We start from the raw sequence: 15,212 nt of genomic DNA, 5'->3' as shown, positions 1-15,212 counted from the left end.
AAGCTAGGGCTGGTCCGCGAGCAGCCGGCCGATGGCGCTTGAGGTCAGGTTGTCCAGGAGGTCACGCGGGCCCTCATAGACTTCGACAGCCCCGGCGTCACGCAGCTTTGTGGCACTGATCCCGCCGCAGGTGACTCCCACCGACGGGATGCCAAGGGCTGCAGCGGCCTTCATGTCCCACACGGCATCCCCAACGAAGACAGCGTTACCGGCCTCCACGCCGATGGCCTCCAGTGCTGCCACCAGGATGTCCGGGGCGGGTTTGCTTTCCTTGGCGTCATTGGCGCTGGTGGCCCCGTCGATATAAGCGTCGGCGTCGAGCGTGGCCTTCATGACCTGCAGGTCCTTCTTCCGTGCGGAGGAGGCGAGCGCAACAGCAAGCCCGCCGGCATGGCACTGGGCCAGCAGGTCCTTGGCGCCGTCGAAGGCGCGCAGGGCGGGCCAGTGGGAGGCGTACAGGGCGCCGTGGCTGGACATGATGTCCCGGTCCGCGTCGCGGTCCCGGTCGGATGGCAGCAGGCTGTCCACCAACCGGTCGCCGCCCATGCCCACATAGTGGTGGATCGACGCCATCGGGATGTCGTAGCCGTGCTGGCGGAAGGCGCCCCACCAGGAAATGGTGTGGATGTAGGACGAGTCGATGAGCGTCCCGTCAACGTCAAAGAGAACCCCCCGGCGCAGTCCGCCAGGGGGTGACATGCGGGTGGGGGCCATCAGCTGACCGCAGCCCGCCGGGCTTCCGGAGCCTTCTTGCGCCGGGCCGCTTCTTCCTTCGGCGTGGCGACGGGACGGACACGCTCCCGGATCACCGTCCCGGCGCCGTCGTGGCTCTTGTCCCGGATGAGGCCCGTACCGGCAATCTCGCGGGCCATCGCCACGCCGGCAGCAGCCGCCCTTTTGGTGGGAAAGGTCACCGAGATGGCCATCAGGTTCCCGGCCCCGTCCATCATCTTGACCCGATAGCCGCCGTCAGGCGCATCCACGAGCTCAAAGTACCCGGCCATATAAATCACTCCTCCGTCGTTTCACGGCGCTGTGCTTCTGGGAGCACTCCCATGAGGTGTTAGTAAGTATACTTATCTATTTCGCGAAGGAGAAGCCACACCCCGGCACGCGCCGCCTCAGCGCGTTTCCGCAGACTCCTGCGGAATGGGGGTATCGCTCCGGCGAACCGTATCCTGATGAAGCTCCAAAGCGCTAGTCACAAGCGCGAAGTGGCTGAAGGCCTGTGGTGTGTTGCCCAGCTGGCGGCCGGCTTTGACCGCCCATTCCTCGCTCAGCAGCCCCACATCGTTGCGTAGCTCGAGCAGGCGTTCGAACAGTTGCGTGGACTCCTCGTGCCGGCCCGCGCCAAGCAGGGCTTCCACCAGCCAGAAGGAACACGCCAGGAAGACGCCCTCATCACCCGGCAGCCCGTCGTCGCTTTCGGCCGGACGGTAGCGCAGCACAAAACCGTCCTCCGTGAGCTCGCGCTGGATGGCCTCGATGGTCCCGATGACCCGCGGATCATCGGGCGGGAGGAAGCCCACCCGCGGAATCAGGAGGAGGCTGGCGTCCAGCTCCGGCCTGCCGTAGGACTGCACGAAGGTATTGCGCGCGGCGTCGAACCCGTTGGCCATAACGTCCCGGTGAATGGTGTCCCGCAGCGTTTCCCAGCGCTCAACAGGCCCGGGAAGCCCGGATTCACGGACGCCCTTCACCATCCGGTCCGCGGCAACCCAGGCCATCACCTTGGAGTGCGTGAAGTGCCGGCGCGGGCCGCGCATTTCCCACAGCCCGTTGTCCGGCTGGTCCCAGATGGTTTCGAGGTGCGACATCAGGGTGCACTGGAGGTCCCAGGCCTCATCGGTGTGCTTCAGCAGCGAGTTGCGGGTCAACGCCAGGCAGTCCAGCACTTCGCCCCAAACGTCCAGCTGGAGCTGTTCCGCCGCCCCGTTGCCGATGCGCACCGGTGAGGAGTTCTCGTAACCCTTCAGCCAGGCCAGCTCCATCTCCGGCAGGCGCCGTTCACCGTGGATCCCGTACATGATCTGCAGGTCCGCCGGATCACCGGCCACGGCGCGCAGCAGCCAGTCCCGCCAGGCCGCCGCTTCGGCGGTATACCCGGCGGCCAGGAGCGCCTGGAGCGTCATGGTGGCGTCGCGCAGCCAGCAGTACCGGTAGTCCCAGTTGCGCGGCCCGCCCAGCTGTTCCGGCAGCGATGTGGTGACGGCGGCCACGATGCCCCCGGTGGGCGCGTAGGTGAGGGCCTTCAGGGTCACGAGGGAACGCACCACGGCGTCCTGGTATTTCCCTTTCACTGTGCACTGCGAGGCCCAGCCGCGCCAGAAGGCGTACGTGGTGTCCAGGACTTTCTCGGCGTCCACCGTGTGGGGCCGGCCCACGTGGCTGGGTGCCCACGTCAGCACGAACGGGACCCGTTCGCCGGCGCTGACGGTGAAGTCGCTGACGGTGTGCATGTTCTCGCCGTGCAGGGGCGCGGGGGTGACAAAGTAGACGGCGTCCGGACCGGCGATGGCGTGCAGCCCGTGCTTGTCCCTGCGGACCCAGGGAATGATGTGCCCGTAATCGAACCGCAGCGTCAGTTCGCCGTGCATCTTCACCGAGCCGCTGACGCCCTCCACAATGCGGACGATGTCCGCCACGGCGTCCCGGGGCGGCATAAAGTCGATGACGCGCACCGTCCCGTCCGGTGTTTCCCACTCCGTCTCCAGGATCAGGCTCCCGTCCCGGTAGCTCCGCCGGGTGCACGGCCCGCCGTTTTCCGGCGCCAGCAGCCAGCGTCCGGCCTCGGGCGTGTCCAGCAGCGCGTTGAAGCATGCCGGGGAGTCGAAGCGTGGCAGGCAGAGCCAGTCGATGGAGCCTTCGTTGCTCACGAGTGCACCGGTTTGAAGGTCACCAACTACCGCATAATCTTCAATGAGCGCCATGACCTTACACTGCCACAGACGGCTCCGCTGCACAGTCCTCAAACCGATGTAGCCTGCAGGAATGGCAGTCCACATCGGCACCTCAGGCTGGAGCTACGACCACTGGGAGAATGTCCTCTACCCGCCCAGGCTGCCTGCCAGGGACCGCCTGCAGCATTACGTTTCCCGGTTCAGCACCGTTGAACTGAACGCCAGCTTCTACCGCTGGCCCCGCGACACCACCTTCGCCGGCTGGAACCAGCGGCTGCCCGCCGGTTTCACCATGTCCGTCAAGGCCCCGCGCGGGCTCACCCATGCCAGGAAGCTGTACTCGCCCGAGGTATGGCTTGAGCGCATTGAGCGGTGCTGGCATGAACTGGGCGACAAGAGGGCCGTCCTCCTGGTCCAATTGCCCCCGCAGATGGAGCGCGACGACGCCCGGCTGGACTACTTCCTGGCGGCAGTCCCTTCCTGGATCCGGGTGACAGTGGAATTCCGGCACCCCACCTGGGACTGCCCGGAGGTCTTCGCCCTCCTGGAGCGGCACCAGGCGGCCTACTGCATCATGAGCGGGGCAAACCTTCCCTGCATCCTGCGCACCACGGCGCCGTTCACCTATGTCCGGCTGCATGGACCCGACCACCAGCACCTTTACGCCGGCTCCTATTCAGACGCGGACATGCACTGGTGGGCGGACCGCATCCGCGGGTGGGAGGGTGACGGCCTGGACGTGTACGCCTATTTCAATAACGACGGCGGCGGCCACGCAGTGCGCAACGCCCAGACCCTGCGCGGGATCCTTGGGCAGGGCTGACGTCATAGAGCACCGTCCACGCCAAGGAGTCTCCTCGCCGGCTGCCGCCCTGTGGCAGAGTGGACCCATGGACAAGGCTCCGCAGAATTCGCCCCACAACGCAGCGCACCCTCCCCGGCAGGACCTGGACAGCGGGAACGAAGTGTCCGGCAACCAGGTCTTCCGGCTCGCGCACCGGGTCTCCGACACTTTCAACAGTGTCCGGATCCAACTGGCCAAGCGCTGGAAGTTCGTTCCGCAGACCATCGCCTACCAGGGCTACGGATCCACCAGCCAGGTCAGGGTGCTGGGCCGAGTGTTGATGACCCAGAAGCCGCTGCCCGGCAGCAAAGCCGAACACGAAGCCCGGAACGGCAACCAGAACGTGCGCGGCTGGCGTGCCTTCACCGGCGTTCCGCTGCAGTTCACCGACGTCGAAATCACCATTGGCGATGTTGTCACCCACGTCCAGGCGGACCGCGGCGGCCTGATCGACACAGAGGTGGACGTCCAGCTCACGCCCGGCTGGCACACGGCCGTCCTCAAAGCGGAAGGGACCGAACCGGTTGAGGCGCGGATCCGGGTGATCGCACCGGACGTGAAATTCGGCATCGTGTCCGACATCGATGACACCGTGATGGTGACTGCGTTGCCCCGGCCGTTCCTGGCACTGTGGAACACGTTCGTCCTGAGCGAGCGCGCGCGCATGGCCACCCCCGGGATGGCCGTGCTGCTGGACCGGCTGACCATCGAGCACCCCGACGCTCCGGTCATCTACCTGTCCACCGGCCCCTGGAATGCGGCACCCACCCTGGCCCGGTTCCTGAACCGCAACATGTACCCTTCCGGGGCCTTGCTGCTGACGGACTGGGGCCTGACCCAGGACCGCTGGTTCCGCAGCGGCCAGGACCACAAGCACCGCAACCTGGAACGGCTCAGCAAGGAGTTCCCGGACATGCAGTGGCTCCTGATCGGGGACAACGGCCAGCATGATGAGGCCATCTACTCCGGCTTCGCGTCAGAAAACCCGGACAAGGTTGCGGCCATCGCCATCCGTCAACTGTCCGTCAGCGAGTCGGTATTCGCCGGCGGCCATTCCGAGGACGGGGACCACACTGCTTCCAGGGTGCCGTGGATCTACTCCCCGGACGGCGCCGGCATGGCCAAGCAGCTCGCCACGCTCGACCTGCTCTAAGCCTTCCTACGCGGTGGCACCCAGCGGGGCCACGCCGTCGTCGGGCGCTTCCGTGGCGAGGTCATCCGCGGCTGCCGCCTGGGCGATGGCGGCACCGGCAGCGGCGGCGAGGTCGCGTTCCTCGATGAGTTCCTGCAGCCAGAAGTAGGAGGCCTTGGGCGTCCGCTCCAGGGTTTCGAAGTCCACGTGCAGGAGCCCGAAGGGCTGGTTATAGCCTGCAGACCACTCGAAGTTGTCCAGCAGGGACCACACGTAGTAGCCGCGCAGGTCCACGGACTCCGCCACGCCGCCGGGAGCCGTTGCCCGAAGCGCCGTTTCCAGGTGGTCCGAAAGGTACTTCAGCCGGCGCTCATCAGGAATGAACCTGGTGTTGGTGGACTTGTCCCGCACAATGATGTCCTCGAAGCTGGCACCGCCCTCGGTGAGGATCACGGGAGGCAGGTTGGGGTACCGCTCCGCCATCTCCTTCAGCGCCACGGCCATGTACTCGGGTTTCACCGGCCAGCCGTAGGACGTGATGTCCGCTTCCGGCCACGTCTCCACATGGAACGGGGTTCCGCCGCTGCCCGCTGCGCTGAGGTCGCTGCCCATGGCTTCCGCCATGCTCGCAGGGACCGCGCCGCCACCGGGACCCACCGCCACCTTGGTGGGCATGTAGTAGTTGAGCCCGTAGAAATCCAGCGGCTGGGAGATCAGGGCCATGTCCTCCTCCGGGTGGTCGAAGGAGCTGAAGAACTTGGCCGCCCGGATCAGGTCCGGGTATTTGCCAGTCAGCACGGGATCGGCGTAGAGCCGGTTCTGGGCGAGGTCCATAAGGCCGGCGCTGATCCGGTCCAGGGGGTTGATCGAGTTCGGGACCATGGGCGAGTACACGTTGGTCATCCCGATCTCGCCCGGCACGCCGGCCGCACGCAGCGCCTGCACGGCCAGGCCGTGTCCCAGGAGCTGGTGGTGGACCGTGGGGAAGGCGCCCAGGACCAGTTCCTTGCCCGGTGAGTGCAGGCCAAGGGAGTAGCCGTTGGTGCTGACGGTTGCGGGTTCGTTGATGGTGACCCAGCGGGCGACGCGGTCGCCAAAGGCTTCAGCCACGATGGACGCATACTCCCCCAGCCGGTAGGCGGTATCCCGGTTCATCCAGCCGTCCGCCTCATCCAGCGCCAGGGGTGTGTCCCAGTGGTAGATGGTGGCCATCGGTGAAATTCCGTTGGCCAGCAGCTCGTCCAAAAGGCGGTCGTAGAAGGCCAGGCCTGCGCGGTTGGCCGGTCCCTTGCCCGTTGGCTGGATCCGCGGCCAGGCAAACGAGAACCGGTAGGAATCCACGCCCAGCTGCTTCATGAGGGCAACGTCCTGGGGCATGCGGTGGTAGTGGTCGCAGGCAACCACGGGGCTGTGGTCCTCCACGATGGCGCCGGGCTTTGCGGCGAACACATCCCAGCCGGCGGGCCCGCGGCCGTCCTCATCCAGGGCCCCCTCAATCTGGAAGGCTGCGGTGGCAACTCCAAGCGTGAATCCCGGCGGGATCAGTGCTGCGAGGTCCTTGGCGGTGATGTGCATGGGGCGGGCCTTTTGTTCACGTATGGATAAGTACGTCTCAGGATGGCACACCGTAAGGTTGCTGACGAGTCGCCACTGCCAGGGTCTGGGCATGGATGAAAAACTGGGGAAGTTCATCGACGATTTTGCCGACTTGGTGCAGCTCGCACAGGAAGGACGCCATCAGCGACAGGCCGGAACACAGCTGCTCGACACGCTCACGGAGCACTTGGGAGTGGCCGCGGCGGACCTGGCAATGGTGGAGGAGCAGATTCCGTTCCACCGGTTCGTGGACGCGGACATTGTCCTGGCAGAGCTCGCGGCCCTTGATCCGGACAACAGGCTGGTGGGAATTGGCGGCGGCGGCCAGCGTCATCACGCCTCCCTCAGTGACATGGTGCAGCAGTCCCAGCTTTTCCCGCAGTTTCCGTTGTCCCAGCCGGACTACGTCAATCTGGCGGTCGGTCCGGACACGCAGCGCCAGGCGGTGGGCTTCGGGCTCCGGCTCTTGACGTTCGACGGCGGCAGGATAGCGGTCCTGCAGCGCGCCGCGGACCCGCGCTCCGGGCGGCAGACGGCATCCCTGGAAGTCGTGGCCGCCGTCCCGGAAACAGGGACCGCGTTCCTTGCCGAATACGGTCGGCGGATGGACAGCCAAAGCGTTTTGAAAGGCCAGGTGATCTCGCTGGTGATGGGCGAGTTCGGTCCCAGCAGCGGCGGCGTGACCTTCCACCACCGGCCGCTCCTGGAAGCCACGGAAGTCATTCTGCCGGCAGGGCTTCTGCAGAAGGTTGCGGACCATACAGTGGGCATTGCCAGGCACCGGGAATCGTTGCGGGCCCACGGGCAGCACCTGAAGCGGGGTGTCCTGCTGTACGGCCCGCCGGGCACGGGAAAGACGCACACGGTGCGGTACCTGCTGGGCCAGAGTACGGGCGCGACGGCGGTCCTCCTCTCGGGCGGTTCGCTTGCCAGGATTTCCGAGGCGGCGCGGATGGCCAGGGCGCTGCAGCCTTCCATCGTGGTCCTGGAAGACTGCGACCTGATCGCCGAGGACAGGAGCTTTGGCCACGGGCCGCAGCCGCTCCTGTTCGAGGTTCTGGATGCCATGGATGGCCTGGACAACGATGCCGACGTCGCCTTCGTTTTGACGACGAACCGGCCGGACCTGCTGGAACGCGCCCTCGCCCAGCGCCCGGGGCGGGTGGACCTGGCGGTGGAAATTCCCCTCCCCGCACTTCACGAGCGCGTTGCGCTTCTCCGGCTTTACGCCCGCCAGGCGGCGTTCAGCACCGGGGCATTGGAGGCGGCAGCCGAACGCACTGGGGGCACCACCGCTTCCTTTGCCCGGGAACTGGTCCGGCGGGCCGTGGTGGCGGCTGCCCTGGCCAACAGCCCCGTTGGCGATGCACACCTCGCGAAGGCGGTGGAGGAGCTGATGGCGGATGCAGAGTCGCTGACGCGCAGCCTCCTGGGCAGCGGCAGCTAGCGCTACTGCGAGCCGAACAGGAACTCCTTGGCGTGCGCCACGGCCTTGCGGAAGGCATCGTTGCGGAGGGTCGCCAGGTGCTCGGTTTCGCCGTCCGCCGGTTCCAGGTAGCCGGTGTAGCCAGGGCGCAGGACCCAGATGTCTCCGGCCGGCGGGAGGTAGAACACGCCGAAGGACCGCTGCTGCTTATCCTCGGTTGTCCATACCGGCACCACGGCCAGGGCGGCACCGGTGGCCGGGTTGATCCATTGGGCACGCGGCAGCGGCTCCTCATGCGCTTCCGGGTCAAGGAATGGTGCGGTTCCGGCGCCCCACCGCTCCTCAAAGCGTTCGTGGAATGCCGGAATCAGGTGTGAATCGTAGCGTCGCCAGTCGCTCATGCAGTTCTCCGCCTCCTCGCGGTTATTGTTGCCACGCCGCGCAAAAAAACTAGGACCAGGGCCCGCTTTCCCAGCGCACGGGGGTAACCCTGATGGTGTGCCCGGAAGTCCCGCTGCGGGTGTGGACCTTCCGGACGGGGATAGTCTTCGGCGCCGACGCCGCCCGCTGCTTGTCGTAGGCCGCCCGCCGCTCCGGATCCCGCAGGACGTTGAACGCCTGCATGATGCGCAGCAGTTCGCCTTCGGGAGCCGTGCCGCCGTCCACATCCGGGTGGTGGCTGCGCATCAGGGCCCGGTAGGCCCGGGATATCTCCTGCTGGCCGGCATCCGGCTGGACGCGCAGGATGGCGTAGTAATCAGGGGTGTCTGTCATCTCAGCCCTTTCCACTCCGCCAGGCGCAGGGGGAATGCCGGGTGCGGGCCGTGCCGGGGGCACCGCCCGCACCACACCGCCTCGCTACGTTCCGATCTGCTGCCTCTGGGCCTGCTGCGTCTCAATCTCGATCTTGCGCGGCTTGGCGCGTTCGGCCACGGGAATCCGCAGGGTCAGGACGCCATGGTCGTAGCTTGCCTTGATGTTGTCCGTGTCCAGGGTGTCGCCCAGGATCAGTTGCCGGCTGAAAACACCGCGGGGACGCTCGGCAGCCACCAGCTCAACATTGGGCTGCGTGGGGTCGGAGCGTTCCGCCCGTACGGTGAGGACGTTACGTTCGACATTCAGGTCCAGCGAGTCGGTCTTGACGCCCGGAAGGTCAAAGGCCACCACGAACTCGCCGTCTTCCTGCCATGCGTCCATCGGCATGGCGGCCGGCCGGGCGGCAGTGCCAAAGACCTGCTGCGTGAGCCGGTCCAGCTCACGGAACGGGTCCGTGCGCATCAACATCATGTCCCACTCCTTCAGCTTTTGAGATGTTGGATCAGTACCATATCCGCCCACCGATCTATGGTGGTGAATATAGATTTTTTATAGCACCCGTGGGAAACTGAGGCAAGACCGCGCAACGACGATTTTGGAGAGACGTTATGGCAGACCCCGGAGCAGGACGGGCCGGCCGGCCCGCCAGCGGACATGCGCTCTACGCCATCTCCGTTGCAGCCAAACTGGCAGGAACAGGCCAGCAGAACATCCGGCTCTACGAGAGCAAAGGACTGTTAACACCGTCACGGACGGCCGGCGGCACGCGTCAATACAGCGATGACGACGTCGCAGTGCTGCTGCGCATCGGGGAACTCCTGGACCAAGGACTCAACCTGGCAGGCGTAGCCAAGGTGCTGGAATTGGAGGCAGCCAACATGAGGCTGCACCGTGCCCTGAAGCGCGCAAGATCCAGGCCGCCCGCCTGATACATGCCTCGGGGGCCCTAATCCCTCGGCGAGTCAGCCTTGGACAGCTCCCCCGTGATCCTCTCCCCCGGCACCCTGGCGGTCCGCCACGTATCCACGGCGATCACGCCGCCCAGGATGATCAGGGACAACGAGACCGAAGCGAGGGCGTCGCTGAGCCAGTGGTAGCCCAGGTACAGCCGGCTCAGGGCCGCCAGCACGATTCCCACGCCCGCTCCGACGAAGCCGAGCACGGCGGCCCGCGGGTTCCTGCGCCGCGAGAAGATCAGGAAGGCTCCCACCAGGAGGAAGTCACAGGCCCCCAGGACATGCCCCGAGGGGAACGAGAAAGTGTGGTCGATCCCGAAGAGCATCTGGTCCACCGGCGGGCGTGACCGCCGGACAATCTGGAGGATGATCTGCGAAATGATGACACCGGTGAGCATCGCCGACGCCAGCAGGATGGGCCGCCAGGCGTGCTTGGCGGCGAATCCCCAGACCAGAATGACCACCAGCACAATGATGGGCAGGGCAATGGGGCCAAACACCACGGCAAGGAAGATCATGATCGCCGTGATGGTGTCGGACCGCAGGCCCAGGAGCCAGTCACGGACAGGCCCATCGGCCGCGGACAGCCCATCGGCCTGCACCACACTGATGAGGGTGGCGATGAAGAGCGCCACGCCCGCAGCCACCAGGATTACCGAAGCACGGTAGAGCGCGCGCCGGTCCCCCGGCTCCAGGTAGCGCTCCTCCACCACGAACTTGTCGTGGAAAGCGCGCCACCGGCCGTTCTTCTTGGCGGTTGTCCCGGAAGCTCTTCCAGAGCCTGACGATTCCTGCTGTCCCACTGTGACCATCCCTGCGCCGTGAAGTTTGCTTAGGGTGAAGATTATCCCGGTTGGCGCCTGCACGGGCGGTAGCCTGACTCCATGGGCGTGATGAATGAACTCATCGATGCGCAGGCGGTGAAAACGCTGGCCGGCATCCTCACGGCGGTTGCGCCCGGCGTGACATGGGAACGCACCGCCGCTGCCGCTTCGCTGCTGGGCGATCTCAACCTTCGCGCCCGTACTGATCTTGTTGCCGGTGCCCTGGTGGATGACATCAGGAACAGCCCCGGACGTGGATATCCGACGGCGGCGGCCAGCTTCCGCGCGGCACTGCCAGTTCCGGAGTTCACCGGCTGGACCCTGTGGCCGGTTTCCGAGGCAGCTGCCACCCTTTGCCTCGAGTCCGGTTCCAGGCAGGACTTTGACGATGCCCTCGCGCTGCTGACGGAGCTGACGCCCCGGCTCACCGGCGAGTTTGCCATCCGCCGGCTGATCGCCCGGGATCCGAACCGGGCTCTGGCAGCGGTACTGGACTGGACGTCCCATCCGGATGAGCATGTCCGGCGCCTGGCCAGCGAGGGCACCCGGCCATACCTGCCGTGGGCGGTGCGTGTGCCTGCCCTCGTCCAGCGGCCAGAGGCCACCGTCCCCATCCTCGATGCGCTCTACCGCGACCCCTCCGAGTATGTCCGGCGTTCGGTGGCCAACCACCTCAACGATGTTGCCCGGCACGCCCCGGACCTGGTGGTGGCAACCGCCCGGAAATGGCTCGGGGCAGCAGACAACAACACCGGCTGGGTGGTCCGGCACGGCCTCCGCACGCTCGTCAAGAAGGGGCATCCCGGCGCCCTGGAGGTGCTGGGCTTTACGCCGGCGTCCGTGGCGGTTACCGGGCCGCACCTGGACCGGGACGTCCTCACGATTCCCGGGGAACTGACGTTCGCCTTCGAAATCTCCAATACCGGTGCCCGGGATGCGCGGCTTGCGCTTGACTATGTGGTCCACTACCAAAAGGCCAACGGCACCCAGTCCGCCAAGGTCTTCAAAATCTCAACCCTCACTCTGGAGCCGGGCGAGAGCAGGAGCCTCTCCAAGCGCCACGCGTTCCGGCAGATGACCACGAGGGTGCATCATCCCGGCCTGCATGCCTTGGAACTGCAGGTCAACGGTGCCCTGCACGGCCGCGCGGAGTTCCGGCTGGAGGCGGGCTAGAACGAGCCGGTGGTGAACTGCCAGGTACGGGTGGCCAGCTGGTTCCCCGCGAGGTCGCGGACGGCTGTTCCGCCGCCTGTCACCGTCACGGTGTATTTGGTCTTGGCGGCCAGTGACTGCTGCGGGTCGAGGATCCACTGGTTCGTGGTGCCGTTCCGGAAGACGGCGGCCGGCACCACCGCGCCGGTGGCTGCGTTCCTCACGGTGAACGTGGTGCCGTTGACGCCCTGGACTGCCTCGATGAAGGTCACGCTGATGTTGTTGCCGCGGCGCACCAGCAGCGCGTTGCTGCCGGGGGTGGTGCCGGTGACCACCGGGGCCGGGCCCGTCAGGAAGGTCCAGCTGACCGAGGCCAGCGGGGTTCCCGTAGTGCCGCGGATGGCCGAGCTTCCGCCCACCAGCGTTGCGGTATAGGTTGCATCCGCGGCCAGGTTGGCGGAGGGGTCCAGGGTGGCCGTCCGGGTAGTTGCGTTGTAGGTGACGCTGGCGGGGACGGTGGTGCCGGCAGCGTTCTTGAGCACGAACGTTCCTGACGTCAGTCCTTGTACTGCCTCGCTGAAGGTGGCGGTCACGTTGGCGCCGGACGGCACGGACGTGGCATTGGCCCCGGGACTCACGGCACTGACGGTGGGGGCAGGCGCGGGAGCGGGGGTCGGCGCGGGAGCAGGGGCAGGCGCGGGAGCAGCATTCACGGCGCCGGCGTAGAGCAGCCGGTTAGGCGTTCCGCTGGTGGCGCCGGTGACGGCCCCGGACGTTGCACCGGACACCAGGGTTCCCGCAACCTGGGCTGGCGTGAGGGCCGGGTTCTGCGACAGCAGCACGGCGGCGGCCCCGGCTGCGTGGGGCGCGGCCATCGAGGTCCCGGACATGGAGGCCGTTGCGGAGGTGGAGGTGTGGAGCGTGGAGGTGATGCCCACGCCCGGGGCGTAGAGGTCCACGCACGTGCCGAAGTTGGAGAAGGAGGCCTGGCGGTCGGCGGAGTCGCTGGCGGCGACGGTGACAGCGCCGGTAACCCGGGCGGGGGAACCGCCGCAGGCATCCACCGCGGAGTTGCCGGCGGCAACCACTGCCGTGACGCCGTCGTTCATCACTGCCTGGATGGCTGCGTCCACCGCGGTGCTCGCGCCGCCGCCCAGGCTGAGGTTGGCCACGGCCGGCACGCCGGCGGGGTGGTTGGCGGCAACCCAGTCAAGTCCTGCCACCACATCGGAGTTGTAGCCGGAGCCGTTGCAGTCGAGGACCCGGACCGGCACCACGGTGGCTGCCTTGGCTACCCCGTAAGTGGCACCCGCCACCGTCCCGGCAACGTGGGTGCCGTGGCCGTTGCAGTCGCCGGAGCCCCTGCCATCGGCCACGGCGGTCCAGCCGGCCGTCACCCTGCCGCCGAAATCGGCGTGCGATGCGAGGACTCCGGTGTCCACCACGTAGGCCGTCACTCCGGCCCCGGCCGCTGTCCAGGAGTAGGAGCCGGAGAGCGGCAGGGGCCGCTGGTCCACCCGGTCCAGGCCCCAGGGCGCGGGCTGCTGCGTTGCGGAAATGCTGACGGGGGCGTCCGCCTCCACTGACAGCACGCGACCGGAGCGGGCAAGAGCCTCGGCCTGGGCAGGATTGGCGGTGACCACGGCGCCGCGGAGCGCGTGTTTGAAGGTACGGCCGACGGCGAGGCCCTGCCCGCGCAGGTGGGCAGCCTCAGCATCCACATCGGCGTTGGCGGCGTACTGCACGATGTAGCGGCCGGCTGCTCCGGCATCGGCTTTTGGCGCGGCGGCGGCAGGCACGGCGGAAACGGAAAAGGCGACGGCGGAGACCAGCGCTGCGGCGGCGGGCAGCACAAAGGATGAAGTGCGAATTTTGGGGTCCTTGGTGTGGCGTTGGGAGCTGCGGGGGCGGGGAAATCCACCGCTCTACCAACAGGATAGGAGCCCGGAATGCGCCGCCGGCGGGTCCTTGCAGGATCCTGTGGGAAGCCTTGGGGATTCCTGCGGCCGGGACTATTCCCGGTGGTTCCGCCAGCTGTGTTCCGGCTCGAAGCCCAGCAGCCGCCGGGCCTTGTCGATGGACAGCATGGTCTCGTGCTCGCCCAGTTCCCGGGTGACCTTCACCTCAGGAAACACCTCGGCAGCGAGGCTTGCACTCGACCGGCTCATCACGGTGTCCGCGTTGGCAATGATGAAGGCTTCAAACCCCGGCCTGCCGTTCTCCAGGGCCCGCACCACTGCCTGGGCACCGTCCCGGCCGTCGATATAGCCCCACAGGTTCCATTTCCGCAGCCGCGGGTCAGCATCGAAGGACGGGAACCTGCTGTAGTCCTCCACGTCCATGACGTTCGAGAACCGCAGTCCGACAATGCTCAGTTCCGGATCCCAGCGTGTGAGCTCCGCTGCCATCTGCTCCTCCAGGTGCTTGACCAGGGAGTAGGTGCTTTCCGGCCGGGCAGGGTATTCCTCGTCCACGGGAATGTAGGGCGGGTCGACGTCGAACGGCAGTCCCAGCACCGTCTCGCTGGAGGCGTACACCACCTTCTTGATGCCTGCCCGGCGGGCAGCCTGGAAGACGTTGTAGGTGGACAGCATGTTGTTCTCGAACGTCGCGGCGTCCGGAAGGATGCCCGGCGCCGGGATGGCACCCAGGTGCACCACGGCGTCGAAACCGCTGTGCCTGTCATCCACGCCCAGCATGGCATCGAGCACCTGGCCGTAATTGCGCAAGTCCACCACCAGGAGTCCCGGGCTCCGGGTGCCTTCCCGGTCCAGGTTGAGGACCTCGTGGCCGTCGTCGATAAGACGCCGGACAACGTGCCGGCCCAGTTTTCCGCTTCCACCGGTGACGGCAATTCTCATCAGGAGGTCCTTCTGTTGGAGGGGTGCACCGGCTCAGGCTCCGGTACGGGTGGCCAGGAACTTTTCGACGGCGGCGATCGCCAATGCCGTGATCTCGCCCGGATCGCCGCTGCCGTTCACGGAGACGAGGATCCCCCGGCCGGCATAGACCGAGACAACTTCATGGGTTTCGCGGTGGTAGAGGTCGAGCCGGCGCCGGAACACGCCCACCGTGTCATCCGACCGTCCCTGTTCCTCCGCCCGCTGGCGCATCCGCTGCTCCAGTTCCGCGTCGGGGGCACGCAGTTCAATGACGGCGTCCAGGGCGACTCCCTGAGAGGCGAGCATGTTGTCCAGTTCCATCACCTGGGGCGCGGTACGGGGGTAGCCGTCCAGCAGGAAACCCGACTGGACGTCGCTGTCCAGGAGCCGGTCCTTTACGAGGGCATTGGTGAGGTGGTCCGGGACGAAGTCGCCGCCGTCGAGGTACTCCGCGGCCTGGCTGCCCAGTTCTGTCTGCTGGCTGACGTTGCTCCGGAAGATGTCGCCGGTGGAAACGGCCGGCACGCCGAAGTGCCGGGCAAGGTGCTCGGCCTGCGTCCCCTTGCCGGAGCCGGGCGGACCGATAATGAGCAGTCTGGTCATGTTCCTGTCCTCCGCGGCGCAACAGCCGCTGGTTTCCGGGTCCGCCGCCGGCAGCCCGGCGCCTGCTTCATTCTGCCGGTT

General features: G+C 66.9%; 16 protein-coding genes. 5 read left to right on the top strand and 11 right to left on the bottom strand.

What is annotated here, in order from left to right:
- Positions 1-3: 3 nt before the first annotated feature.
- The 3 genes from B5520_RS20155 to B5520_RS20145 form a co-directional block, all read right to left on the bottom strand.
- The gene (locus tag B5520_RS20155) at positions 4-714 is read right to left on the bottom strand and encodes an HAD family hydrolase (protein ID WP_079598853.1); all 711 of its coding nucleotides are present in this window, start codon (positions 712-714) and stop codon (positions 4-6) included.
- Positions 714-1,004: a hypothetical protein gene (locus tag B5520_RS20150; RefSeq protein WP_079598852.1), complete on the bottom strand. Its 291-nt coding sequence runs from the start codon at positions 1,002-1,004 to the stop codon at positions 714-716. Before B5520_RS20150 ends, B5520_RS20155 begins: the two co-directional genes overlap by 1 nt.
- A 117-nt stretch (positions 1,005-1,121) precedes the next feature.
- Positions 1,122-2,930 carry a glycoside hydrolase family 15 protein gene (locus tag B5520_RS20145; RefSeq protein ID WP_079598851.1) on the bottom strand — a complete coding sequence of 603 codons (1,809 nt, stop codon included), beginning with the start codon at positions 2,928-2,930 and terminating at the stop codon, positions 1,122-1,124.
- Positions 2,931-2,991: 61 nt separating this feature from the next.
- Here B5520_RS20145 and B5520_RS20140 point away from each other — a divergent pair, with 61 nt between their 5' ends.
- Positions 2,992-3,723, top strand: coding sequence for a DUF72 domain-containing protein (locus tag B5520_RS20140; protein WP_079598850.1), 732 nt, complete (start codon positions 2,992-2,994; stop codon positions 3,721-3,723).
- A 67-nt stretch (positions 3,724-3,790) separates the two neighbouring features.
- A complete protein-coding gene (locus B5520_RS20135; protein ID WP_079598849.1) occupies positions 3,791-4,897 on the top strand; it encodes an App1 family protein in 1,107 nt (368 codons plus the stop codon).
- A 6-nt stretch (positions 4,898-4,903) separates the two neighbouring features.
- On the opposite strand, the gene B5520_RS20130 is transcribed toward B5520_RS20135, so the two are convergent.
- Positions 4,904-6,451 carry a glycoside hydrolase family 1 protein gene (locus B5520_RS20130; protein ID WP_079598848.1) on the bottom strand — a complete coding sequence of 516 codons (1,548 nt, stop codon included), beginning with the start codon at positions 6,449-6,451 and terminating at the stop codon, positions 4,904-4,906.
- A gap of 91 nt (positions 6,452-6,542) precedes the next feature.
- Between B5520_RS20130 and B5520_RS20125 the strand changes: the two genes are divergently transcribed.
- The gene (locus B5520_RS20125; RefSeq protein ID WP_079598847.1) at positions 6,543-7,919 is read left to right on the top strand and encodes an AAA family ATPase; all 1,377 of its coding nucleotides are present in this window, start codon (positions 6,543-6,545) and stop codon (positions 7,917-7,919) included.
- A 2-nt stretch (positions 7,920-7,921) separates the two neighbouring features.
- On the opposite strand, the gene B5520_RS20120 is transcribed toward B5520_RS20125, so the two are convergent.
- From B5520_RS20120 to B5520_RS20110, 3 genes are all read right to left on the bottom strand, one after another.
- The gene (locus B5520_RS20120) at positions 7,922-8,299 is read right to left on the bottom strand and encodes a hypothetical protein (RefSeq protein ID WP_079598846.1); all 378 of its coding nucleotides are present in this window, start codon (positions 8,297-8,299) and stop codon (positions 7,922-7,924) included.
- Positions 8,300-8,348: 49 nt separating this feature from the next.
- Positions 8,349-8,672, bottom strand: a complete 324-nt coding sequence (locus tag B5520_RS20115) for a J domain-containing protein (protein ID WP_079598845.1) — start codon at positions 8,670-8,672, stop codon at positions 8,349-8,351.
- 84 nt (positions 8,673-8,756) lie between these two features.
- The gene (locus B5520_RS20110) at positions 8,757-9,182 is read right to left on the bottom strand and encodes an Hsp20/alpha crystallin family protein (protein ID WP_079598877.1); all 426 of its coding nucleotides are present in this window, start codon (positions 9,180-9,182) and stop codon (positions 8,757-8,759) included.
- Positions 9,183-9,322: 140 nt separating this feature from the next.
- Between B5520_RS20110 and B5520_RS20105 the strand changes: the two genes are divergently transcribed.
- Positions 9,323-9,643, top strand: a complete 321-nt coding sequence (locus tag B5520_RS20105; RefSeq protein WP_079598844.1) for a MerR family transcriptional regulator — start codon at positions 9,323-9,325, stop codon at positions 9,641-9,643.
- Positions 9,644-9,660: 17 nt separating this feature from the next.
- Here the strand turns inward: B5520_RS20105 and B5520_RS20100 are convergent, their stop codons facing one another.
- Positions 9,661-10,482, bottom strand: a complete 822-nt coding sequence (locus B5520_RS20100; RefSeq protein ID WP_079598843.1) for a phosphatase PAP2 family protein — start codon at positions 10,480-10,482, stop codon at positions 9,661-9,663.
- Between the two features lie 72 nt (positions 10,483-10,554).
- Between B5520_RS20100 and B5520_RS20095 the strand changes: the two genes are divergently transcribed.
- On the top strand, positions 10,555-11,667 hold the full coding sequence (locus tag B5520_RS20095; RefSeq protein ID WP_079598842.1) for a DNA alkylation repair protein: 1,113 nt from the start codon (positions 10,555-10,557) through the stop codon (positions 11,665-11,667).
- Here the strand turns inward: B5520_RS20095 and B5520_RS20090 are convergent.
- From B5520_RS20090 to B5520_RS20080, 3 genes are all read right to left on the bottom strand, one after another.
- Positions 11,664-13,499, bottom strand: coding sequence for a S8 family serine peptidase (locus tag B5520_RS20090; protein WP_079598841.1), 1,836 nt, complete (start codon positions 13,497-13,499; stop codon positions 11,664-11,666). The two genes, B5520_RS20095 and B5520_RS20090, sit on opposite strands and share 4 nt — an antisense overlap.
- Before the next feature lie 159 nt (positions 13,500-13,658).
- Complete coding sequence (locus B5520_RS20085; RefSeq protein WP_079598840.1) at positions 13,659-14,507, bottom strand: NAD-dependent epimerase/dehydratase family protein; 849 nt, start codon at positions 14,505-14,507, stop codon at positions 13,659-13,661.
- A gap of 33 nt (positions 14,508-14,540) precedes the next feature.
- Positions 14,541-15,131 carry an adenylate kinase gene (locus tag B5520_RS20080; RefSeq protein WP_079598839.1) on the bottom strand — a complete coding sequence of 197 codons (591 nt, stop codon included), beginning with the start codon at positions 15,129-15,131 and terminating at the stop codon, positions 14,541-14,543.
- Positions 15,132-15,212 lie beyond the last annotated feature (81 nt).

Source organism: Arthrobacter sp. P2b, from assembly GCF_900168295.1.
Lineage (GTDB): Bacteria > Actinomycetota > Actinomycetes > Actinomycetales > Micrococcaceae > Arthrobacter.
The sequence above is the reverse complement of the archived record's forward strand: the minus strand, read 5'-3'. Positions and strand labels throughout refer to the sequence as shown.